At 74.0% G+C, this 21,889-nt stretch carries 18 protein-coding genes and 1 tRNA gene; 4 read left to right on the top strand and 15 right to left on the bottom strand.

The features are described from left to right. Positions 1-34: 34 nt before the first annotated feature. From VM95_RS14285 to VM95_RS14270, 4 genes are all read right to left on the bottom strand, one after another. On the bottom strand, positions 35-1,543 hold the full coding sequence (locus tag VM95_RS14285) for a penicillin-binding transpeptidase domain-containing protein (RefSeq protein ID WP_078859883.1): 1,509 nt from the start codon (positions 1,541-1,543) through the stop codon (positions 35-37). Continuing rightward, positions 1,543-2,892, bottom strand: coding sequence for an FtsW/RodA/SpoVE family cell cycle protein (locus tag VM95_RS14280; protein ID WP_045696399.1), 1,350 nt, complete (start codon positions 2,890-2,892; stop codon positions 1,543-1,545). The genes VM95_RS14285 and VM95_RS14280 overlap by 1 nt, the downstream gene beginning before the upstream one ends. A gap of 115 nt (positions 2,893-3,007) precedes the next feature. Continuing rightward, complete coding sequence (locus VM95_RS14275) at positions 3,008-3,691, bottom strand: hypothetical protein (protein WP_045696396.1); 684 nt, start codon at positions 3,689-3,691, stop codon at positions 3,008-3,010. Continuing rightward, complete coding sequence (locus tag VM95_RS14270) at positions 3,688-4,530, bottom strand: ATP-binding cassette domain-containing protein (RefSeq protein ID WP_045696394.1); 843 nt, start codon at positions 4,528-4,530, stop codon at positions 3,688-3,690. Before VM95_RS14270 ends, VM95_RS14275 begins: the two co-directional genes overlap by 4 nt. 125 nt (positions 4,531-4,655) lie before the next feature. On the opposite strand from VM95_RS14270, the gene VM95_RS14265 reads away from it, so the two are divergent. Continuing rightward, complete coding sequence (locus VM95_RS14265; protein WP_045696392.1) at positions 4,656-5,993, top strand: VWA domain-containing protein; 1,338 nt, start codon at positions 4,656-4,658, stop codon at positions 5,991-5,993. A 1-nt stretch (position 5,994) separates the two neighbouring features. Next, positions 5,995-6,864, top strand: a complete 870-nt coding sequence (locus VM95_RS14260) for a hypothetical protein (protein ID WP_045696390.1) — start codon at positions 5,995-5,997, stop codon at positions 6,862-6,864. Between the two features lie 67 nt (positions 6,865-6,931). Here the strand turns inward: VM95_RS14260 and VM95_RS14255 are convergent, their stop codons facing one another. The 10 genes from VM95_RS14255 to VM95_RS14210 all read right to left on the bottom strand — a co-directional run bounded on the left by VM95_RS14255 (position 6,932) and on the right by VM95_RS14210 (position 16,543). After that, a complete protein-coding gene (locus VM95_RS14255; protein ID WP_244178763.1) occupies positions 6,932-8,554 on the bottom strand; it encodes a DUF2079 domain-containing protein in 1,623 nt (540 codons plus the stop codon). Positions 8,555-8,612: 58 nt separating this feature from the next. Further along, the gene (locus tag VM95_RS14250; protein WP_052706428.1) at positions 8,613-9,851 is read right to left on the bottom strand and encodes a glycosyltransferase 87 family protein; all 1,239 of its coding nucleotides are present in this window, start codon (positions 9,849-9,851) and stop codon (positions 8,613-8,615) included. Between the two features lie 296 nt (positions 9,852-10,147). After that, positions 10,148-10,221, bottom strand: a tRNA-Ala gene (locus VM95_RS14245). A gap of 72 nt (positions 10,222-10,293) precedes the next feature. Then, positions 10,294-11,340: a divisome protein SepX/GlpR gene (sepX, locus tag VM95_RS14240; RefSeq protein WP_045696388.1), complete on the bottom strand. Its 1,047-nt coding sequence runs from the start codon at positions 11,338-11,340 to the stop codon at positions 10,294-10,296. Between the two features lie 150 nt (positions 11,341-11,490). Beyond that, complete coding sequence (locus VM95_RS14235; protein ID WP_425265309.1) at positions 11,491-12,075, bottom strand: GNAT family N-acetyltransferase; 585 nt, start codon at positions 12,073-12,075, stop codon at positions 11,491-11,493. 38 nt (positions 12,076-12,113) lie between these two features. Beyond that, entirely contained in the window at positions 12,114-12,617 is a 504-nt protein-coding gene (locus VM95_RS14230) for a MogA/MoaB family molybdenum cofactor biosynthesis protein (RefSeq protein ID WP_045696384.1), read from the bottom strand. Between the two features lie 26 nt (positions 12,618-12,643). After that, complete coding sequence (gene moaC / locus VM95_RS14225) at positions 12,644-13,144, bottom strand: cyclic pyranopterin monophosphate synthase MoaC (RefSeq protein WP_078859879.1); 501 nt, start codon at positions 13,142-13,144, stop codon at positions 12,644-12,646. Between the two features lie 142 nt (positions 13,145-13,286). After that, on the bottom strand, positions 13,287-14,624 hold the full coding sequence (gene glp / locus VM95_RS14220) for a molybdotransferase-like divisome protein Glp (protein ID WP_045696381.1): 1,338 nt from the start codon (positions 14,622-14,624) through the stop codon (positions 13,287-13,289). A gap of 29 nt (positions 14,625-14,653) precedes the next feature. Then, positions 14,654-15,574 (bottom strand): UTP--glucose-1-phosphate uridylyltransferase GalU, encoded by a 921-nt coding sequence (gene galU, locus VM95_RS14215; RefSeq protein WP_045696379.1) that lies wholly within the window; start codon positions 15,572-15,574, stop codon positions 14,654-14,656. 54 nt (positions 15,575-15,628) lie between these two features. Beyond that, positions 15,629-16,543: a GGDEF domain-containing protein gene (locus VM95_RS14210; protein ID WP_052707365.1), complete on the bottom strand. Its 915-nt coding sequence runs from the start codon at positions 16,541-16,543 to the stop codon at positions 15,629-15,631. Between the two features lie 47 nt (positions 16,544-16,590). Here VM95_RS14210 and VM95_RS14205 point away from each other — a divergent pair, with 47 nt between their 5' ends. Then, positions 16,591-17,166 carry a 5-formyltetrahydrofolate cyclo-ligase gene (locus VM95_RS14205; protein WP_045696377.1) on the top strand — a complete coding sequence of 192 codons (576 nt, stop codon included), beginning with the start codon at positions 16,591-16,593 and terminating at the stop codon, positions 17,164-17,166. Positions 17,167-17,245: 79 nt separating this feature from the next. On the opposite strand, the gene VM95_RS14200 is transcribed toward VM95_RS14205, so the two are convergent. Further along, positions 17,246-19,963, bottom strand: a complete 2,718-nt coding sequence (locus VM95_RS14200; protein WP_045696375.1) for a penicillin acylase family protein — start codon at positions 19,961-19,963, stop codon at positions 17,246-17,248. A 239-nt stretch (positions 19,964-20,202) separates the two neighbouring features. On the opposite strand from VM95_RS14200, the gene VM95_RS14195 reads away from it, so the two are divergent. Then, on the top strand, positions 20,203-21,687 hold the full coding sequence (locus VM95_RS14195; protein ID WP_045696372.1) for a potassium/proton antiporter: 1,485 nt from the start codon (positions 20,203-20,205) through the stop codon (positions 21,685-21,687). The last annotated feature ends 202 nt before the right edge of the window (positions 21,688-21,889 follow it).

Below are 21,889 nucleotides of genomic sequence, written 5' to 3'. Positions count from 1 at the left end.
CCAGCTCAGAGGCCGTTCCCGAGCCCTGCGCGGCTCAGCGGCCGAGCACCGCCCGCATCACCGAGCGGGCGATCGGCGCGGCCAGGGCTCCCCCGCTGACGTCCGTCGCGTCACTGTCCGCGACCACCACCGCCACCGCGACCGGCGGCACCGCGTCCGAGCCGGCCGGCTTGGCCCAGGCGATGAACCAGGCGTACGGCGTCCCGCTGTTGTCCACACCGTGCTGGGCGGTACCGGTCTTGCCGCCCACCACCGCCCCGGCGATCCGGGCGTTGCCGCCCGTCCCGCTCTCCACCACGTCCGTCATCAGCTTCTGCACCTGCCCGGCCACCGCCGGGGTGAGCGCCCGCCGGTAGACGGCCGGCTTCATCAACCGCACCACGGCGCCGTCGCTCCTCGTCAGCTTGTCCACAAGCTGTGGACGCATCACCGTGCCGCCGTTCGCCACCCCGGCCGCGACCATGGCCATCACCAGCGGCGTCGCGGCGGTGTCGAACTGCCCGATCGAGGAGAGCGCCAGCTGCGCCTGGTCCATCCGCGTGTCGAAGGTGGAGCGCGCCGGGCGCACCGGCATGTCCAGCTTCGGGTCGTTGAAGCCGAAGTTCTCGGCCATCGCCGCCATCGCGTCCAGTCCGGTCCGCACCCCGAGGTAGCCGAGCACGCTGTTGCAGCTGGCGGTCATCGCGGCGGACAGCGACTGACCCGGCCGGTCGCAGGCCGCGGTGTCGTTCACCAGGGGCGTGGTGGTGCCGGGCAGCACGTACGGGAACGGCGCGGTGGTGGGCGCGGCCGGGTCGGTGACCACGCCCGCCGCGAGCGCGGCCGCCGCCGTGACCACCTTGAAGGTCGAGCCCGGCGGGTAGGTCTGGCGCAGCGCCCGGTTGAGCATCGGCTGGTCGGGGTCGGTCTGCAGCCGGTTCCAGGCCTCCTGGTCGGCGGAGGTGGAGCCGGCGAAGGAGCCCGGGTCGTAGGAGGGCGTGCTGGCCAGGGCCAGGATCCGGCCGGTGGCCGGCTCGATCGCCGCCACCGCGCCCTTCTGGGCGCCGAGCCCGCGCATCGCCGCCTCCTGGGCGGCCCGGTTCAGCGTGGTGGACACGTTCCCGCCGGGGTTCTGCCGGCGGGAGACGGCGTCCCAGACCGCCCAGCCGCCCAGCCGGGGGTCGGTGCCGATCAGCAGGTCGTCCTCGGTGCCCTCCAGCTGGGTGGTGCCGTACGCCTGCGAGGCGAAGCCGGTGACGGCCGCGAACAGCGGGCCGTCGGTGTAGCCGCGCTTGTACGCGTACCGGCCCCTGGTCGGCACCGAGCCGGTCACCGCCACGTCACCGACCAGGATGTCCCCGCGCGGCCGGGCGTAGCGCTCGACGGTGAGCCGCTGGTTGGCGCTGTTGTGGTTCAGGCTCCTGGCCTCGAACACCTGCACCCGGGTGGCCTGCGCGCACAGCGCCGCGACCAGCAGCAGGCAGAAGGTGCCGGCCCGCCGGCCGGTCACCGAGATCCCGGGCAGGCCCTGCGGGCCGTTGCCCTTCGGCCGGATCCGGGCCATCAGCCCACCTCCGGCGCGGGCCGCCCGGCCTCGTCGCTCATCCGCACCAGCAGCGCGACGATGATCCAGTTGGTGACCACCGAGGAGCCGCCCTGGGCGACGAACGGCAGCGTCATCCCGGTCAGCGGGATCAGCGCGAGCACCCCGCCCGCCACCACGAACACCTGCAGGCCCACGATCGCCGCCAGCCCGATCGCCAGCAGCCGCCCGAACGGGTCGCGCAGCGCGATGCCCGTCCGGAAGCCCCGGGAGACCAGCAGCGCGTACAGCAGGAACACCGCGATCAGCCCGGTCAGGCCGAGCTCCTCGCCGAGCGTCGCGAGGATGAAGTCCGACTTGGCGGCGAAGCCGATCAGCACCGAGTGCCCGTTGCCCAGCCCGGTTCCCAGCTCGCCGCCCCAGGCGAACGCGAACAGCGACTGGGCGATCTGGTTGGCGCCCCGGCCCGCCGCGATCGAACCCAGCGGGTCCAGCCAGTCCACCACCCGGCTGTGCACGTGCGGCGACAGCCAGCCCACCGTCACCGCGCCGACCGCCGCCAGCCCCAGCCCGATCGCGATCCAGCCCGTCCGCGCGGTGGCCACGTAGAGCATCACCACGAACAACCCGAAGTACAGCAGGGACGTCCCCAGGTCGGTCTCCAGCACCAGCACCCCGACGAACGCCGCCCAGATCAGCAGCACCGGCCCCAGCACCCGACCGCGCGGCAGCTGCCAGCGCCAGACCCGGCGGCCGGTGAGCGCCAGCGCGTCCCGGTGCACCGCCAGGTAGGCGGCGAAGAAGACGGCCAGCAGGACCTTGGCGAACTCCCCGGGCTGGAAGGACAGCGGCCCGATGACGATCCAGATCCGGGAGCCGTACACCGGCGGGAAGAAGATCGGCAGCACCAGCAGGACCAGCGCCCCCAGCGCCCCCAGGTACGCGTAGCGCCGCAGCCGCCGGTGGTCGCGCACCAGCAGGACGGCCGCGATGAACAGCGCCACCCCCAGGCTCGACCAGAGCAGCTGGGTGGAGGCGGCCTCCCGGCCCGGAGTGGCCCGGTCCAGCCGGTGGATCGCCACCAGCCCGATCCCGTTGAGCAGCACCGCGATCGGCAGCAGCAGCGGGTCCGCGTACCCGGCCCACCGGCGGACGGTGAGGTGCGCCGCCAGCGCCAGCCCGCCGAGCGCCGCTCCGTACTCGACGGCGTCCGCGGGCACCGCGCCGTCGAGGTCGGCGCCCACCTCCACGTAGCCGTACACGGCGGCCAGAACGGCCGCCAGCACCAGCACGAGCTCGGTCGTGCGCCTCGGCCGCACCGGCCGGCCCGGCGCGGCGGCGGACCTCGTCACGGCGGAGGGTGTGGCCATGGCTCCCTCCAGGGTGTCGGACAGGCCGGCCGGGGCCGGCCGCCCCGAATTCGCACCCTAACGAGGGTCATCCCGCTTTACCGGCTCCACGCCCCGGTGTGTCCGCCTTTGCCCGCTACTCGGGCCGACGCCCCGCCAGCGCGGCCACCGCCGCCCCCAGCAGGCCCAACAGGGCGAGGGCGAGCAGCAGTTCCGCCCACGGCGCCGCGACCAGCCCCGTCCGGGCGGCCGTCACCAGGTCGCGCACCGCCGCGTTCGCCGGCGATCCGGGCAGCACCAGGGCCCCGGCGGACAGCCCCAGCGTCGCCAGGATGCCGTACGGCGAGCGGAGCAGCACCGGACGGTTGCCCAGCGCCCCGGCCAGCACGCCCGCCAGCACGCAGACCACCGAGGTCGCCAGACCGGCCGTCAGCGCCTCTCCGACGCCGGGGGCGTGCCCGGCCCCCGTGTTCGCCACCGCCCCGCTCAGCCCCCACAGCGCCGCCACCTCGCCCGCCGCCAGCAGCAGACCCGCCGTCAGTGCCGCCAGCAGCGCCCCCAGGTGCACCCGCGGCGCGCCCGCCGCCGCGACCAGGCAGGCTCGCGAGGCCGGCGGCTCGGCGTTCAGCGCGGCCCGGACGTACCAGGCGCTCACCGGCACCAGCACCCCCGCGCCGAACCCCAGCCCGCCCAGGAGCGGATCGCCGGGCTGCACCCCGATCACCATCAGCAGCGCGAACGCCAGGAACGGCGGCAGCCAGGCGTGCGAGCGCACCAGCAGCTCCAGGTGGTACCGCGTCAGCGCCCCGACGAGCCTCACCGCTCCCCCTCCCGCCGCCGCACCGCCAGCACCCGCACGGCCGGACGGCCCACCAGCAGGCTGCGCAGCAGCGCGTCCGAGTGCGCGCGGGACACCGCCAGCCGCACCGCCGTCCCGCCGAGCGCGGCCCGCTCCGGCGCGCCGGGCAGCCGCTCCGGCAGCGGGGAGCCGTCCGGCACGTCCACCTCGATCTCCATCACCGGGCCGCCCTCCGGCCGCGCCTCCTGCTCCACCGCGCGCAGCCCGCCGTCCGCGCCGACCCGGTAGACCGCTCCGGTCCGCCCGGCCAGCCGGGTCGGGTCGTGGTCCACGAACAGCACGGCGCCGCCCCGCGCCGCCCGCTCGGCGGCCGCCTCGTCCAGCACCGCCCGGGCCTGCGGGTCCAGCCCCGTCCAGGCTTCGTCCAGCAGCAGCACCCTCGGCTCGGCGATCAACGCCTGCGCCACCGCGACCTTCTGGCAGGTGCCCTTGGACAGCCGGCTCAGCGGCGTGCCCGCCCGGTCCGCGATGCCGAACCGCTCCAGCCACCACCCCGCCCGCCGCCGCGCCGCCTCGGCCGACAGGCCGTGCACCCGGCCCACCCGCAGCAGGTACGAGGCGGCGTCGAACGGCAGCGCCGGCGGGAAGCGCTCGGGCACGTAGGCGACCGGGCCCGGCCGCGCGACCCTGCCGGTACTGGGCCGCTCGATCCCGGCCGCGAGCCGCAGCAGCGTCGACTTGCCGCTGCCGTTCGCACCGGCGATCCGCACCAACTCCCCCGGCCCGACCGCCAGATGGACGCCCCGCAGAATCCACCGGCCGCCCCGCCCGTACCGCTTGCCGACCGCCGTCAGCTCCATCGCGCCCTCCCCTCCCGCTCGTGGCGTACGCAGGCTAGCGGGGCCCCTGTGAGACCGGCGTGAACGCACCGGAGCGCGACCGTCCCGTTTGGCCTTGGCGAACTGATGGTCCCTAGGATCGCCGCGTGAATACCGGACGACGACCGAAGACCAGGCTCGGCAGCCTGCTGGCGGCCATGGCGATAACCGGCGCCTCGCTGCTGCTCGGCCTGCCCGCCCACGCCGACGAACCAACAGCCGGCGCCGCCCCAGCCGCCCCCAAGGAAGCCCCCCGGGTCGACCTGATCCTGGACGTCAGCGGCTCCATGACCGCCACCGACATCCAGGGCAAGAGCCGCATCTCGGTGGCCCAGCAGTCGCTGAACGAGGTGATCGACGCGCTGCCGCCGGAGACCGAGTTCGGCATCCGCACCCTGGGCGCGACCTACCCCGGCAACGACAAGAACATCGGCTGCCAGGACACCAAGGTGCTCTTCCCGGTCGGCAAGACCAACAAGGTCGAGGCCAAGACCGCCGTCGCCACCCTGCGTCCCACCGGCTGGACCCCGATGGGCCTGGCCCTGCGCGGCGCCGCACAGGACCTCGGCAAGGGCGAGACCACCCGCCGCGTGGTGCTGATCACCGACGGCGAGGACACCTGCACCCCGCCCGACCCGTGCGACGTCGCCCGCGAACTCGCCTCCCAGGGCATCCACCTGGTGGTCGACACCCTCGGCCTGGCGCACGACGACAAGACCCGCCAGCAGCTGCTCTGCATCGCCAACGCCACCGGCGGCACCTACACCGACGTCCGCACCCCGCAGCAGCTCACCGACAAGGTGAAGCAGCTCGTCGACCGCACCAACGACACGTACACGGTGACCCCGGTCAAGACCTCCGGCACCGACAAGTGCGAGAACGCCCCGGTGCTCGCCCCCGGCGTCTACAGCGACCGCGAGAAGTTCTCCGAGCACCGCGTCTACAAGGTCCCGGTCAAGGCCGGCCAGGAGCTGCGCGCCTCGGTCAGCGTCTCGCTCGACCGCGCGGTGAACCGGGACTACGGCGTCCTGCTGCAGGCCACCAGCGCGACCGGCCAGGAGCTGGTCCGCGGCACCGACGCCGGCAGCAGCCGCACCGACGTGGTCTCCACCGGCCTGCGCTGGTCCACCGACGACTCCAAGGGCTACGTCACCGCGAGCCCGACCACCTCGTCCAAGGACAAGGACAAGGAGAAGCCGGACACCACGGTCTGCCTGGTCGTCAGCAACTCGGCCTCCCCGCAGTCCGGCGTCCAGGCGGACCCCGGCATGCCGGTGGAGCTGACCGTCGACCTGACCGCCGCCTCGCCCGCCCCCGAGGGCGCCGCGATGGGCCTCGGCCGCGGCTGGATCCTGCTGCTCACCCTCACCCTGGCCGGCCTGCTCTTCGGCCTGGTCTTCGGCTGGATCGCGCGCTGGCGCATCGCCGTCTGGCGGGAGAACTGACATGCGTACGACGTTCCGCGGCGCCCTCGCCGCCCTCGCCCTGCTGCCCGCCCTCGCCCTCGGCGCCCCGGCGGCCTCCGCCGCGCCGTCCCCCTCGGCGACCGCGAGCGGCACCCCCGCCCCGGCGACCAAGGCCGGCACCTCCTTCCTGACCGCCGTCAACCTGTCCCCGGGCCAGGACGCGAACGTCGCCGTCTCCACCGGCGACTACCTGTACTGGGCGTTCGGCGCCTCCGAGGGCCAGACCCCGGCGGTCAAGCTGACCGTCAACCTGGCCGCCGGCGCCGACCGGCACGGCCCGCAGACCTGGTCGGTCGAGGTCTTCGACGGGCTGCGCCGCCGCCAGGCCTGCACGGCCGGCACCCAGAACGCCACCGGCGACCAGAACACCACCGCCCTGCAGCTCGACTGCACCCTGCGCGAGGTCCGCACCTGGGCCGAGCCGTGGTCCGGCGACCCGCTGCCCGGCACCTACTACGTGCGGCTGTCGGTCACCGACGCCCCGCAGCCCGACCTCGGCCTGGCCGGTTCCGTCCAGCTGCACGTCGCCGCCAAGGGGAACGCCGACAACGCCCAGCCGGAGGGCGGGGAGCTGAAGGCCCCGCTGGTCCCGCCGGTCGGCGGCGGCGCCTCCACCGCCAAGGCGGCGGCCCCGGCGGCCGCGGAGGAGCACTGGTACACCGGCTGGTTCTCCGGCTGGAACAGCCGCTGGTACTGGACCATCGGCGGCGGCTTCCTGGCCGCCCTCGCGGGCGTCCTGGGCTACCACCTGACCCGGCACCCGCGCGGCCACCGCCCGGCCCGCTACGGCGCCGTCCCGCCCCAGTCCGGCCCGCACCACCACCACGAGGGCTACGCCGAGCGGCCCTGACCCCGCACCGAACGCCGGAGGGCCGGCCGGAAGCTTCCGGCCGGCCCTCCGGCGTTCGCGACGTGACTCAGCCGCGGAACAGGTTGTGCCCGACGTCCGAGGGCACCTCGTCCTGGACGGGCGTGCTGCCGGGCCCCGGCACGTGCTCCCCGGGCACCGGCTCGGTGCCCTCCCGGTGCAGCAGCACGACCCCGTCCTCGGCCCACAGCTGCTTGTACCCGTGCGCCAGCAACAGCTGGATCCGCGCGGCCTGCTCCTGGTCCGTCTTGAACGGGAAGGACCGCTTGTCCGCCCGGGTCAGCACGTACTCGCGCCCGCGCGGCGTGCCGTCCACCAGCACCACGTCCGCCCGCGCCGTCAGCCGCGGCGCGATCTGGTTGTCCGCCTCGACGGACGCCCCGTCCGGGATCAGCGCGGCGGCCCGCACCAGCGCGGCCTCGCTGGCCTTGGGCGTCCAGGAGGACGGCACCGCGAGCTGCGCCAGCCCGATCGGCACGGCGGCGACCAGCGCGATCCCGGCCGCGCCCAGGCCCAGCCGCCGCGCCCGCCGGACGCTCCGCTCGGGCCGGTCGGCGGCGCTCAGCCGCCCCAGCACCTCGACCGTGGCGACCAGCAGGACCGGCCACAGCATCGAGTCGTAGTGCCGGGCGATCGACCAGTGGTTGGGGTTGCTGGAGAGGATCCGCTCGGCCAGCAGCGGCACCAGGCACAGCACGGTGGCCGAGCGCAGCGGCAGCAGCAGCAGGGTGCCGAACAGCCAGAGCAGCAGCAGCGGCTTGAGCGGCTGGTCGAAGGCGGTCTGCAGCAGCAGGAACGGGTTGTGCAGCAGGTGCCGCACCGCGTCGCCGCCGTCCGCGCCGAGCGCCTGGTAGTTCCAGTAGTAGCCCGGCTGGCCGCCCATCGCCGGGATCAGCCAGGTGATCGCGACGGCCGAGGCGACCGGCCCGCCGAGCAGCAGCCCGAGCCCGGTGTACCGGCCCGCGCGGTCGCCGGTGCGCCGGGTGCGCAGCAGCAGCACCAGCCCGTACGCGCCGACCAGCAGGCCGAGGTCCTCCTTGGTGCCGCACAGCAGCAGGGCGGCGAGCACCACGGTGCCGTACCGGCGGGCGAGCCCGCGCTCCAGCATCAGCAGGATCAGCGGGACGGCGAAGGCCACCTCGTGGAAGCCGACCCGGGCGGCGACCAGCAGCGGCCAGCCCAGCGCGTACACCAGCCCGGCCAGGTCGGCGGCGCGGCGGGCGGTACGCGGCTCGGCGGCAGCGAAGGCGTGCGCGGTGATCCGCCGGATCAGCGGCACGCCGGCGACGAACAGCAGCGACTGGCCGATGATCAGCGAGCGCGGGTCGTCCCAGATCCAGTACAGCGGCGCGAGCAGCGCCAGGACGGGCGAGAAGTGGTCGCCGAGCAGCGAGAAGCCGGGCGGGAACTCGTGGTGGTAGCTCTTCAGCGTGGAGACGGGCAGCCCGAAGTGGGCGTAGCCGCGCACGCCCTGGTCGAAGATGCCGAGGTCGAAGCCGCCGAGGCCGACCGAGGTCCAGCCCTGCAGGCCGACCGCGCACATGACGGCGAAGCAGAGGGCGGTCAGCAGCGCGGTGCGCCGGCCGGGGGTGAGGGCGGCGGCCAGCGCACGTGCCCGGCCGGGCGCTTCGGCGGCGCGCGACGGCGCGGCGGATCGGGTCTCGGTGGTCACGTCAGGTCTGCTTCGCCAGGTCCGCTCGGGTCAGGTCTGCTCGGTCAGGTCTGCTTGGTCAGGTCTGCTTGGTCAGGGCGGCGTCATCGTCGAGCGCGGAGACGGGCAGCGCCCAGCCCTCGCCCTCGGCGGCCCGGCGCCGCACCCGGTACAGCCGCAGGCCGACCGCCACCAGGACGGCGATGCCCAGCGGCGGGTAGATGGAGCCGGGCAGCTGCCAGTACCAGGCGACCCCGCGGCCCCACCGGTGCGGCACCGTCCACATGACGTGCGAGAGGAACACGGCCAGCGTCACGCCCAGCAGCACCCGCCGGCCGACCGTCCTGGCCTCGGCGGCCAGCAGGGCGAGCAGCGGCAGGCACCAGACCCAGTGGTGGGTCCAGCTGATCGGGGAGACCAGCAGCGCGGTGAGCGCGGTGCACACGGCGCCCCAGGCGTCGGCCCGGCGCAGCACCCGCACGGACCGCCCGGCCAGCACCGCCACCGCGATGCCGAGCGAGGCCACCAGCGCGGAGGCCACCAGCCCGACCAGGCCCGGGTCGTTGACGTCGAGCAGCCGGCAGACGGCCCCGCGCAGCGACTGGTTGTCCACCAGGACGGTGACGCCGACCCGGCTCGGGTCCCACAGGTACGTCTTCCAGAAGCCGTACGAGGCGTCGGGCAGCGCGGCCCAGCCGATCAGGCCGGCCGCCAGGAAAGTGGCGCCGGAGACCAGCGCGGCCCGGATCCGCCCGGTCAGCAGCAGGTAGACGGCGAACAGGCCGGGGGTGATCTTGATCGCAGTGGCCAGGCCGATGCCCACGCCCTTGAGCGGGGAGCGGTCGGGGCGGGTGAGGTCCCACAGCACCAGGCAGAGGATGGCGAGGTTGACCTGGCCGTACTGGAAGGTCGTGAAGACCGGCTCCAGCCAGATGCCGAGGCCCACGGCGGCCAGCACGGCGGCCGGGCGGTTGCGGCCGGCCGGCCAGCCGGCGAGCCGGAAGGACAGGTGCGCCGCCAGGGCCAGCAGCGCGTAGTTGCCGAGCATCACCAGGACGCGCAGGGTGCTCACGTCGAACCAGGTGCTCGGCACGAACAGCATCGCCGCGAACGGCGGGTAGGTGGCCGGCAGGTCCCACCCGGGCAGCCGCATCGCGTAGAGGTCGTCGCCGTTCACCACGGCCTGGCCCTCGGCCCGGTAGACGAGCATGTCGACCATGGTCGCCCCGTGCTGGTGCCGCAGCAGGGTGAAGACCGCGAGCGACACCACCGCGAAGACGGCCGCCGCGACGGTCCGGGCCCTCGGTCTCCCGGTCACCGGCGCCCCGCCGGGCCCCTCGGACCCCGCGCGCCGCGACCACCGTGAAAGACCGAACTCGCGCACCGCGATGGCACCCCGTTGAGATAGACCAGATCGTCCGCCGTCAGCGTCTGGGCCCACCCACCATAACCGACCCCCCTGAAGCCCAAACCGCGTCAGAAACGCACCCCTGACGCCGATGTGACCTCGAACACAGCGACCGGCCGGCTCCTCGCCGAACCCCGCAAACGCGAAATCCCGCCGGGAGTTGCCTCCCGGCGGGATTTCGTCGACCGGTCGAACCGGCCGTTGGGTGGAGCTGAGGGGATTCGAACCCCTGACCCCCTCGATGCGAACGAGGTGCGCTACCGGACTGCGCCACAGCCCCAACGAGAAGAAACTCTAGCACCTTTCGGAGGGGGTCCGTGACCACCCCCCTGGCCGGGGGTGGTCACGGACCTCACTCGTTGGCGGCGCGGGGCCGGGCCTCGGGGGCCGGGGCCTCCGCGTACTGGTCGAACAGCGGGGTGGTGCGGGGCTCGGCCGGGCGCCCGGCGGTCCAGGTGCCGGGGGCCGACAGGTCGAGGTTGCGGGAGACCCGGGGGGCGACCGGCGCGGTGACGTAGGTCGGCAGCGGGACGGGCACCGGCTCCCAGGAGTCCGGGCCGGCCGCGCCGCGCTCGCGCATGCCGTCGACCCACTCCTCGTGTTCGGTCGCCTCGGCCACCGCGGAGGCGGAGCCGGCCGACGCGGCGGCCTGCTCCGGGTCGACGGCCAGCCGCAGGTGCGGGCGCCGCCCGGCCCGCTCCTCGACGGGCGGCCCGGGCACCTCGCGCCCGACCGGGGCGGCCGGGACGGTGGGCACCTCGACGTGCGACTGCTCGACGGGGGCGGCCTCAACAGCCTCCGCCCGCTGCCGCTCGCGCTTGCGCAGCCGCTCGGCCGCCTGGGCGGCCCGGGCGCGGTCCAGCTTCACCTCGTACCGCTGGCGCTCCAGCCGGCGCAGGTGGCCGATGTAGCCGGTGAGGAGGACGGCCGGGACGGCCGGGACCCAGAGGAAGGCGAGCCCGGCGACCGCGGCGACCACGGCGCCGAGCGCGAAGGCGAGGAAGAGGACGGTGACCATCCGGCGGCGGCGGGCCAGCAGCCGCGCCCGCCGCTCCCCGCCGTCCTGCCGCACCGAAGCCGGGAGCGGAGCCGGAGCCGCAGCCGGGGCGGACCGCTCCACGGGAGGTTCGGGCTCCCGCGCCGTGGGGTCGCCGGGGGCGGCCTCGTCCCGTTCGGGAGGGCCGTCGCTGGTGTGCTCGTCGTCACGCGGTTCGTCGCCCAGGGCCCGGGCTGCCCGCCGCTCCAGCGCCGAACGCCCGGCCAGCAGGCGGATGGCGGTGCTGAAGCGTTCCGTCGGGCGCGCCTCGTTGAGTTCGTCCTGCCTGCGGAGCCACATCGGCACCAGATAGGCGGCCCAGGCCCCTACGATGACGGCGTAGATAAGGCCGCTACTGCTCACGATTCACACCGTACGGGCGCCGGGGAAGGCCTGGCAGCAATTTGACGCGGCGTGTCGTGTGATCAAGCTGATTCTCCGACTATTTTGCCGGTATTTGTGCCGGTCCGGTGGGGCAGCGATGCCATATCGATATTTCTTTCGAACATATATTCAATTACCTGGCCCGTGCCCGGAACTGAGCGACCGCCGACGTTCCAGCATCCCCTCCGGAACCTCCTCCGCGGTCAGCGCGTAGACCAGGTGGTCCCGCCAGTCGCCGTCGATGTGGAGATAGCGCGGCCGGATTCCCTCCGAACGGAAGCCGAGCTTTTCCACCACCCGCCGGCTCGGGCGGTTCTCCGGGCGGATGCACACCTCGATCCGGTGCAGCCCGAGGGTCCGGAAACAGTGGTCCACGGAAAGCGCCACGGCGGTCGGCATGATGCCCTGGCCGGCCACCGCCTCGTCGATCCAGTAGCCGATGTTCGCCGCGCACATCGAGCCCCAGGTGATCCCGCCGACCGTCAACTGGCCCACCATGCGGCCCTTGTGGAGGACCACGAAGGGCAGCATCCGCCCGTGCGCGGCCTCGCCGCGCAGGAAGCGGACCATCTGCCGGTAGGTCGGCCGCGGGGCCGAGGCCTGGCCGGCCGGGCCCGGCGGCACGGTGGCCTCCCAGGGCTGCAGCCAGTCCCGGTTGCGGCGGCTCACCTCCTGCCACTCGTGCTGATCGCGGCGCCGGATCGGGCGCAGCACGACCTCCCCCTCGTGGAGTTCTACCGGCCAGCCGGCGTTCAGTGCGCTCTCCCGGAAGCTGGTGCGTCGGGCCGGGGGTGGTCCCCGCCGCGGAGCTGGTCCACGGCGTGGGCGAGCAGCGGCTCCAGGACGGCCAGGCCGTCCCTGACGCCGCCGGTCGACCCCGGCAGGTTGACGATCAGGGTACGTCCGGCGAGCCCCGCCAGCCCGCGGGAGAGCGCCGAGGTCGGCACCTTGTCCCGGCCGTACGCGCGGATCGCCTCGGCGATGCCGGGGACCGGCCGGTCGATCACCCGGGCGGTCATCTCGGGGGTGAGGTCCATCGGGGAGATGCCGGTGCCGCCGGTGGTCAGCACGACGTCGTAGCCGGCCGCGACGGCCTCGCGCAGCACCGCCTCGACCGGCTCGCCGTCCGGGACGACCCGGGGGCCGTCCGCGGCGAAGCCCATCGCGGTCAGGCCGGCGACCAGCAGCGGGCCGCCCCGGTCCTCGTACACCCCGGCCGAGGCGCGGTTGGAGACGGTCACCGCCAAGGCCCTCATGTCCTGTGCCCCCGTGCCCCGCGCCGTCACGCCTCCACCTCCGGCGCGAACCAGTCGCCGCTCTTGCCGCCGGTCTTGCTGAGCACCCGGACGGACTCGATCGCGGCGCCCTTGTCCACCGCCTTGACCATGTCGATGACGGTCAGCGCGGCGACCGCCACCGAGGTCAGCGCCTCCATCTCGACGCCGGTGCGGTCGGCGGTCTTCACGGTGGCGGTGATCTCGACCGCGTCGTCCGCGACGGCGAGGTCGACCTTGACGCCGGAGACCGCGATCGGGTGGCAGAGCGGGATCAGGTCCGGCGTCCGCTTCGCGCCCATGATCCCGGCGATCCGGGCCACCGCGAGGGCGTCGCCCTTGGGCACGCCCTCGCCGCGCAGCAGCTCGACCACCTTCGGGGAGACCCGGACCCGCCCGGCCGCGACGGCGGTGCGCGCGGTGGTGGCCTTCTCGGAGACGTCGACCATCCGGGCCGCGCCCTGCTCGTCGACGTGGGTCAGGCGGTCGCCGGGGGGAGGTGTCGTCACGGGTAACTCCAGGGGCGCACGGGTCGAATACGGCGCTACCGTACCGCTCTGTGACTCGCCACTCGTCTCCGGGCGCTCGGACCCGGTGTCGACGGTCGGCGCTCCGGCGCCCTCTCCGGCTCGGGGCGGGGAACGCGAACGGTCAGGAGTCCAGCAGCACCACGTCGACCGCGCTGCCGGCCGGCAGGTCGGTGACGTCCTCGGGGACGGTGATCAGGCAGTCGGCCCGGGCCAGGGCGCCGACCAGGTGGGAGTCGGCGCCGCCGACCGGCTCGACGGTGCCGTCCGCAGGCGAGTAGCGGCCGCGCAGGAACTGCCGGCGCCCGGCCGGGGAGCGCAGCGCGGACGGGCAGAGCGCGCGCACCACCGGGCGGTGGACGTCGGCCGCGCCGAGCATGGTGCGGATGACCGGGCGGACGAACAGCTCGAAGGAGATGTAGGCGCTCACCGGGTTGCCGGGCAGGGCGAGCAGCGGCACCCCGGTCCGGCCGCCGATCCGGCCGAAGCCCTGGGGCTTGCCGGGCTGCATCCGGAGCTTGCGGAAGTCCACGCCGCCGTAGGTCTCGAAGACCTCCTTGACGACGTCGTACGCGCCGACGCTGACGCCGCCGCTGGTGACGATCAGGTCGGCCCGGCCGAGCTGCTCCTCCAGGACGGCGCGCAGCCGCTCGGCGTCGTCGGGGACGGCGCCGACCCGGAAGGCGATGGCGCCGGCGGCCTGGGCGGCCGCGGTGAGGGTGAAGCTGTTGGAGTCGGCGATCTGCCCGGGCCCGACCGGCTCGCCGGGCTGGACCAGCTCGCTGCCGGTGGAGAGCACCACGACCCGCGGGCGCGGGCGGACCTTGACGGTGGCCCGGCCGATCGCGGCGAGCAGGCCGAGCTGGGTGGGGCCGAGCCGGGTGCCGGCGGCCAGGACGGTCGTGCCGGCCGCGACGTCGCTGCCGCGGCGGCGGATGTGCGCGCCCTCGGCGACCGGGCGCAGCACCCGGACCTCCTCGCCCTCGACGGGCGCGCCCATCGCGGCGGCGGCCACGCCGGTGCCGGTGCCGCCGTCCGTCCACTCGACCGGGGCGACGGCCTGGGCGCCGGGCGGCAGGGGGGCGCCGGTCATGATCCGGGCGGCCTGGCCGGGCCCGACCTTGGGCAGCTCGTCCGCGCCGGCGGCGATGTCGCCGACCACGGTGAGCACCGAGGGGTAGGTGTCGGTGGCGCCGGCGGTGTCGGCGGTGCGCAGGGCGTAGCCGTCCATCGAGCTGTTGTCGAAGGGCGGCAGGTCGCCGCCCGCGAGGACGTTCTCCTCCAGCCGGCAGCCCTGGGCGTCGAGCAGTTGGAGCTCGATCGCGGGCAGCGGGCCGACGGCGGCCAGCACGTCGGTGAGGTGCTCGTCGACCGTCCAGAGGCGAGGAGCCGCCGGCGCCCGGTCCGCGGACCCGTCACAGCAGGCTGCGTCGGTGGTGCTGTGCTCCGTGGACCCGGTCATCGGCGGCTCGCTCTCTGTCTGTCGGGGTGTCAGTCCTGCAGCTCGGTGGCGACGAACCCGCGCAGCCAGGAGCGGAACTCCGGGCCCAGGTCCTCGCGCTCGGCGGCGAGTCGGACGATGGCGCGCAGGTAGTCGGCGCGGTCGCCGGTGTCGTAGCGGCGGCCCTTGAAGAGGACGCCGTGGACCTTGCCGCCCTCGGCCTGGTCGCGGGTGGTCAGCTCGCGCAGGGCGTCGGTGAGCTGGATCTCGCCGCCGCGGCCGGGCTTGGTCTCGCGCAGCACGTCGAAGACCAGCGGGTCGAGGACGTAGCGGCCGATGACGGCGTAGTTGGAGGGGGCCTCGCCGGGCTCGGGCTTCTCGACCAGGTCGGTGACCTCGAAGACGTCGTCGCCGAAGCCGTTGGGCTTGACGGCGGCGCAGCCGTAGAGGTGGATCTGCGAGGGGTCGACCTCCATGAGGGCGACGACCGAGCCGCCGAACTCCTGCTGCACCTCGATCATGCGGGACAGCAGCGGGTCGCGGGGGTCGATCAGGTCGTCGCCGAGCAGGACGGCGAAGGGCTGGCCGGCGACGTGCTGCTCGGCGACCGAGACGGCGTGGCCGAGGCCCTTGGGGTCGCCCTGGCGGACGTAGTGCATGTTGGCGAGCTCGACGGACTCGCGGACCCGGCGCAGGCGGTCCTCGTCGCCCTTGCGGGCGAGCAGCTCCTCCAGCTCGTAGGCGCGGTCGAAGTGGTCCTCCAGCGCGCGCTTGTTACGGCCGGTGACCATGAGTATGTCGGACAGGCCCGCGGAGGAGGCCTCCTCGACGACGTACTGGATGGCCGGCTTGTCGACGACCGGGAGCATCTCCTTCGGGGTGGCCTTGGTCGCCGGGAGGAAGCGGGTGCCCAGTCCGGCCGCGGGTACCACGGCCTTGGTGACCGGAATTCGGGAGTTGCTCGTCGTCATGCGTTTACCTTACTCAGGCACGTTTTTGCCCGGCCGAGCACGGTCGGTCCCTGCTCAGGACAGCAGGTCACGGGGCCCGGCAACGATGGCAGGCGAATGGAAGGTGACCGGCTGGGCGAGGGGGTCCCGTCCGGCACAGGCCGACAGACTACCCGGCTTTTCCGAACGGTCACGTTCGGCAGTCACCCCGTCCTCCGTACCGGAAGCGACCGGTCGTCGCGGCTCGGCGGCGGGGGGCGCGCCACCGGTCCGCGGGGCGGTCCGCCAGCAGTCGCCGCCGGCCGCCCGGGCCTCGGCGAGCGCCCGGTCGGCGGCGCGCAGCAGCACGGCGGCGTGGCCGCCGTCCTCGGGCAGCACGGCGATGCCGACCGCGGCGGTCAGGCCGTTGCCGTGCGCGGGGCGGGGCTCGCGCGGGCCGGAGGACCAGTCCAGCAGCAGGTGCCGGCGCACCGACCAGACCAGCCGTTCGGCGACCTGCGCGGCGCCCTCGGCGCCGGTGTCCGGCAGCACCACCAGGAACTCCTCGCCGCTGTAGCGGCCCAGGGTGTCGGAGCGGCGGATCTCCATCGCGAGCCGCTGGGCGAGGTCGCGCAGCACGGCGCCGGACCGGGCCCGGCCGTGCTCGGCGACGACGGCCCCGAAGCCGGCGATCTCCAGCATCAGCACGGCGAGCGGGCGCGGTCCCTCGGCCTGCTCGCTGTGCTCGGCCCGGCGGGCGCGCTCGATCTCGCGGTCGAGGGTGAGCTGCAGGTGGCGGTAGTTCCACACGCCGGTGAGCGGGTCGCAGGAGGCGGTGCGCTCCAGCTCGGAGCAGCGGGCCTCCAGTTCGGCGATCCGCTCGCGCTGGCGCCGCTGCCGGGCGGCGGCCTCGGCGGCGCCCCTGCGCAGGCGCAGGCCGAGCACGGCGGTGCCGGCCAGGGCGGGGGCGCTCAGCGCGGCCAGCGCCTGGACCAGCAGCGGGGTGGACAATCGCGGCGCCCTTTCACGTGTCAGGCTCTGCGGACGTGGAGGATCTGATGCACAACGACAAGAACGGGCTGAGGACACGGCTGCTCGCCGAACGCCGGGCCCTGAGCGACGGGGAGCGGGCCGCGGCGGCGCTCGCGCTGGCCGGGCACGCCGGGGAGCTGGCCGGGCCGGGCGCGACGGTGGCGGCGTACGTCTCGGTGGGCGCCGAGCCGGGGACGCGGCCGCTGCTGGACGCGCTGCGCTCGCGCGGGGTGCGGGTGCTGCTGCCCGTCCTGCTCCCGGACAACGACCTGGACTGGGCCGAGTACGGCGGGCCCGGGGAGCTCGCCCCGGCCGGGCGCGGGCTGCTGGAGCCGGTGGGGCCGCGGCTGGGGCCGGCGGCGGTGACGGAGGCGTCGGTGGTGCTGCTGCCAGGTCTGGCGGTGGACCGGCGCGGGCTGCGGCTGGGGCGCGGCGGCGGCAGCTACGACCGGGTGCTGGCCCGGCTGGAGCGGTCCGGCGCGCACCCGGTGCTGGCGGTGCTGCTGTACGGGCACGAGCTGCTGGAGCGGGTGCCGGCCGAGCCGCACGACCGGCCGGTGGACCTGGCGGTCACGCCGTCCGGGGTGCACCGGCTGGACTGAGCGGCCCGGAAGCCCGGCGGGCCGGAACGGCGGCGGCCCCGCTCCCGGGTGGGAGCGGGGCCGCCGGCCGTACGGGGGCTCAGCCGTTGGTGAGCACCAGCTTGTGCTTGGTCGCCTTCTCGACCGCGTCGGGCGTGAACGCCCAGGTCAGCAGCTTGCCCTTGAGCCAGAGATCGGTCTGGTCGTTGTAGTTGGCGTGGAAGGCGTGGCCGGAGGCGCCGCCGACGTTGATCCAGTGCGAGGAGTCCAGGTCGCTCAGGTCGACCACCATCCGCATCGACGGGATCCAGTCCACCTGGTAGCCCGCGGCCGCGTTCCAGCCGGCCGCGTCGACCGCGGCGGAGCCGCCGGAGAGGCGGTACGGGCCGCGGTTGAGCAGCTTGTGGACGACGCCGGAGGCGATCGAGGAGTCGTCGGTGCCGAGGGTCTGCTCCTTCAGCTCCAGCTTGTGCAGCCGGCCCCAGCTCCAGGTGGAGATGTCCTTGCTCAGCAGCGAGGTGAGGTCCTGCCGGGCGTTCTTCATCGCCTCCTTGAGCAGGTTGTCCAGGCCCTTCTGCTCCTTGTGGTCGGAGTCGATGTACGTCCACCAGCTGCTGTCGGGCTTGTCGAGCTGCTGGCGGACCACCTCGGTCCAGCGGTCGCCGCCGTCCGGCTGGGCCTTGCCCGGGTCGCGGGTGCCGCACTCGGTGACGATCCGGCTGCCGCTGTCCGGCTTGGTCGGGTCGCCCTGCTGGCGGACCAGCAGGCAGTCGCCCTTGGCCCGGAGGTCGGCCGGGAACTTCTGGCCGAAGGCGAGGGTGAGCAGGTTGCGCCAGACGCCGTTGTAGTACGCGGCGGCGGCCGAGTCGGCGTCCTGGTGGTAGTTCCAGTCCTTCAGCAGGTCCTGGGCCTCGCGCACGTACGGGTCGTCGATCTGCTGCTTGAGCAGCAGCGGGACGAGCGTCTTGGCCATGATGCTGGTGTTGTCCAGCTGGAGGTTCTGCATGTCGTCCGGCGAGATCTTGCCGTTGTTCTTGAGCAGGCCCTCGATCTGCTCGGTGATCTCCTTGGCGCGGGTGCCGTACTCCCAGTCCTTGGTCAGGTTGTACTTGTAGCTCGGGTCGACCACGGCCTGGTTGGCGGTGACGATGTAGCCCGCGGCCGGGTCGAGGCTGTAGGGCAGGGCGCTGAAGGGGATCGAGCCCTTCCACTGGTAGCCGGAGTCCCAGCCGGGGGCGGGCATGGTGCCGTCGCCCTTGCCGCGGATCGGGACGTCGCCGGGGGCCTGGTAGCCGATGTGCTTGGCGTCGGCGTAGATCAGGTTCTGCGCCGGGACGGCGAAGTCCTTGGCGGCGCCCCGGAACTCGTCCCAGTTCCGGGCCTTGTCGAGCTCGAAGACGGCGTCCATGGTCTTGCCGGGGTTGAGCGCCGTCCACTGCAGGGCGACGCCGTAACCGGTGGTGCCGCGGTCGGGGGCGGCGCTGCCGTTGGGGGCGTACTTGCCGACGTTCTGCTGCTCGGTGCTCTGGTCGGAGATGAGCGGAGCACCGGTCCTGGTGGTGCGGACGGTGATGGTGCGGTCCTCGCCGCCGGCGACCTTGATGGTCTCCTTGCGGAGGTCGAACTTCTCGTCCTTGCCGTCGACCTGGTACGTGTCCGGGCCGGTGACCTTCTCCAGGTAGAGGTCGGTGACGTCGGCGCCGAGGTTGGTGAAGCCCCAGGCGACGTCCTTGTTGTGGCCGATGACCACGCCGGGCATGCCCGCGAAGGTGAAGCCGGAGACGTCGAACTGGCAGGCGGGGGAGGACGTCCGGCAGTGCAGGCCCATCTGGTACCAGACCGAGGGCAGGCCGGGGCCCAGGTGCGGGTCGTTGGCGAGCAGCGGCCGGCCGGTGGTGGTGTGGCTGCCGGCGACGACCCAGGAGTTGGAGCCGATGCCCTGGCCGGGGCGGCCGAGCAGCTGCGGCATCTTGTCGACCCGGTCGGTCAGGCCCTGCAGCAGCGCCTTGGTGGTGGCCGCGCCCTGGGCGGTGCCGGCGCCGGGAGTGCCGGCGGCCGGCGCGGGGCCGTCCGCCGGGCGGTAGGTGTCGCCGCTGACGGTGCCGGTCTTCACGATGGTGCCGTTGCGGCTGTACGGGTAGTCCGGGTACAGCTCGGCGATCTTGTCCGGGGTGAAGTCCTGGGACAGCAGCGAGCGGTCGATCTCCTCCTGGAGGTTCCCGGAGAGGTTCCAGGCCATCGCCTTGAGCCAGGCCACCGAGTCGACCGGGGTCCACTGCTCGGGCTTGTAGCCGTCGTTGACCATGCCGAGCAGCGCGTACTCCAGCGAGGCCTTCTCGCCGCCGGGGTGCTCGCCGAGCCAGGCGTTCACGCCGTCCGAGTAGGCCTGCAGGTACTTCTTGGTCTCGGGCGACAGCTTGGTGTCGAACTCCTTCTGCGCGACCTGCCGCCAGCCCATGGTGCGGATGAAGGCGTCGGTGTCGACCTGGCCGTCGCCGAACATCTCGGACAGCCGGCCGGCGGTGATGTGGCGGCGGACGTCCATCTCCCAGAACCGGTCCTGCGCCTGGACGTAGCCCTGGGCGCGGAAGAGGTCCTCGGCGGTGTCGGCGTAGAGCTGCGGGATGCCGTTGGCGTCCCGCTTGACGTCGACCGGCGCGCTCAGGCCCGCGACCTTGACGCTGCCGTCGACCTCCGGGAAGGAGGCGCGGACCGCGGCGACCCCGCGGTAGCCGCCGTAGCCGACGCCGGCCACCAGCAGCACGACCAGCACGATCACGATCAGACGGGCGCGCCGGAACTTCTTCAAGCGGGGCATCTGGGTCCTTGCGGTCCTGACTTCGGGGCGGGCGGGCGTGTCCAGGGCCTGGGGCCGTGACAGGGCACCACATTAGGCCGAGTCGGCCGGACGCTGTGAACGGGGGACCAAGCTAAAGATATGGCAAAATGTTAGACTGAGTAACGATCCGCAAGGGGAGCATTGACGGCTTCTTAACGGGTCACCCCCCGCACCACCCAGACACCCCGTCCGCCCCTGCCTGCCCGAGGTGCCCCTGCGTGAACGTCGCCCACCTGAACCAGCTCCTGCTCGAATCCTCCGTGATCCTGCTGGTCGCGGTGGTCGCCGTGCGGTTCTCGACCAGATCGGGGCTGCCCAGCCTGCTGATCTACCTGGGGATCGGCGTGGCGCTGGGCCAGAACGGAATCGGCGTCACCTTCAACAACGCCGAGCTCACCCAGGTGCTCGGCTACGCGGCCCTGGTGGTGATCCTGGCCGAGGGCGGCCTCAAGACGAACTGGCGCGAGGTCAGACCCGCGATGCCGGCCGCCACCGTGCTCGCCACCGTCGGCGTCGGGGTCAGCGTCTTCGTCACCGCGGCCGGCGCGCACTGGCTGGTCGGCCTGGACTGGCAGACCTCGCTGCTGCTCGGCGCGATCGTCTCCTCCACCGACGCCGCGGCCGTCTTCTCGGTGCTGCGGATGGTGCCGCTGCCGCACCGGCTCACCGGCCTGCTGGAGGCCGAGTCCGGCTTCAACGACGCGCCCGTCGTCATCCTCGTCGTCGCCTTCGCCAGCACCGGCGAGCCCGGCACCTGGTACGTCCTGCTCGGCACCATCGTCGCCGAGCTGGCGATCGGCGCGGCCGTCGGCCTCGCGGTCGGCAAGCTGGGCGCGTTCGCCGTCAAGCACGTCGCGCTGCCCTCCTCGGGCCTGTACCCGATCGCCGTGGTGGCGCTGACCGTGCTCGCCTACGCCGGCGGCTCGCTGCTGCACGGCTCCGGCTTCCTCGCCGTCTACATCAGCGCCGTGATCCTCGGGAACTCCAAGCTGCCGCACGGACCGGCGGTGCGCGGCTTCGCGGACGGCCTGGCCTGGATCGGGCAGATCGGCATGTTCGTCCTGCTCGGGCTGCTCGCCGCGCCCGAGAGCATGGGCGACGCGGTGGTCCCCGCGCTGGTGATCGGCGCGGTGCTGGTGTTCCTCGCCCGGCCGCTGTCGGTGGTGCTCACCCTCACCCCGTTCCGGGTGTCGATACGCGAGCAGGCGCTGCTCAGCTGGGCCGGGCTGCGCGGGGCGGTGCCCATCGTGCTGGCCACCATCCCGGTGGTGTCGGGCGCGCACCAGGCCGACGACGTGTTCAACATCGTCTTCATCCTGGTCGTCGTCTTCACCCTGCTCCAGGGGCCGACCCTGCCCTGGGTGGCCAAGCGGCTGCGGATCGCCGAGGGCGCGATGGGCCAGGACCTCGACATCGAGTCCGCCCCGCTGGAGAAGCTGCACGGGCACCTGCTGTCCGTCTCGCTCGCGCCGGACTCCAGGATGTCCGGGGTCGAGATCAGCGAGCTGCGGCTGCCCAAGGGGGCGGCCGTCACCCTGGTCGTGCGGGAGGGCAACTCCTTCGTGCCGGACAAGGCGACCATGCTGCGCGGCGGGGACGAGCTGCTGGTGGTCACCACGGACGAGGTCGGCGAGGCGGCGGAGCGGCGGCTGCGGGCCGTGGACAAGGGCGGCAAGCTCGCGGGGTGGCTGAACGGGAAGTGAGCTCGGCCCGGCCCGGGGGTGCGGGGCTGCGGGTCGGGGCCGGGGGGGCTGGCTCGGGGCCGGGCTGCAGGGTCGGGGCCGGAGGCCGGTCGTCTCGCCTGGTCGTCGCCCGGGTCGTCTCGCCTGGTGAGCCGGTTCACCCGGCGAACCTGGCGGGTCTACGCGCGTAACCGGTATGCTGGGACGGATACTCCGTTCGACT

Source organism: Streptomyces rubellomurinus, from assembly GCF_000961885.1.
GTDB lineage: Bacteria > Actinomycetota > Actinomycetes > Streptomycetales > Streptomycetaceae > Kitasatospora > Kitasatospora rubellomurina.
The sequence above is the reverse complement of the archived record's forward strand: the minus strand, read 5'-3'. Positions and strand labels throughout refer to the sequence as shown.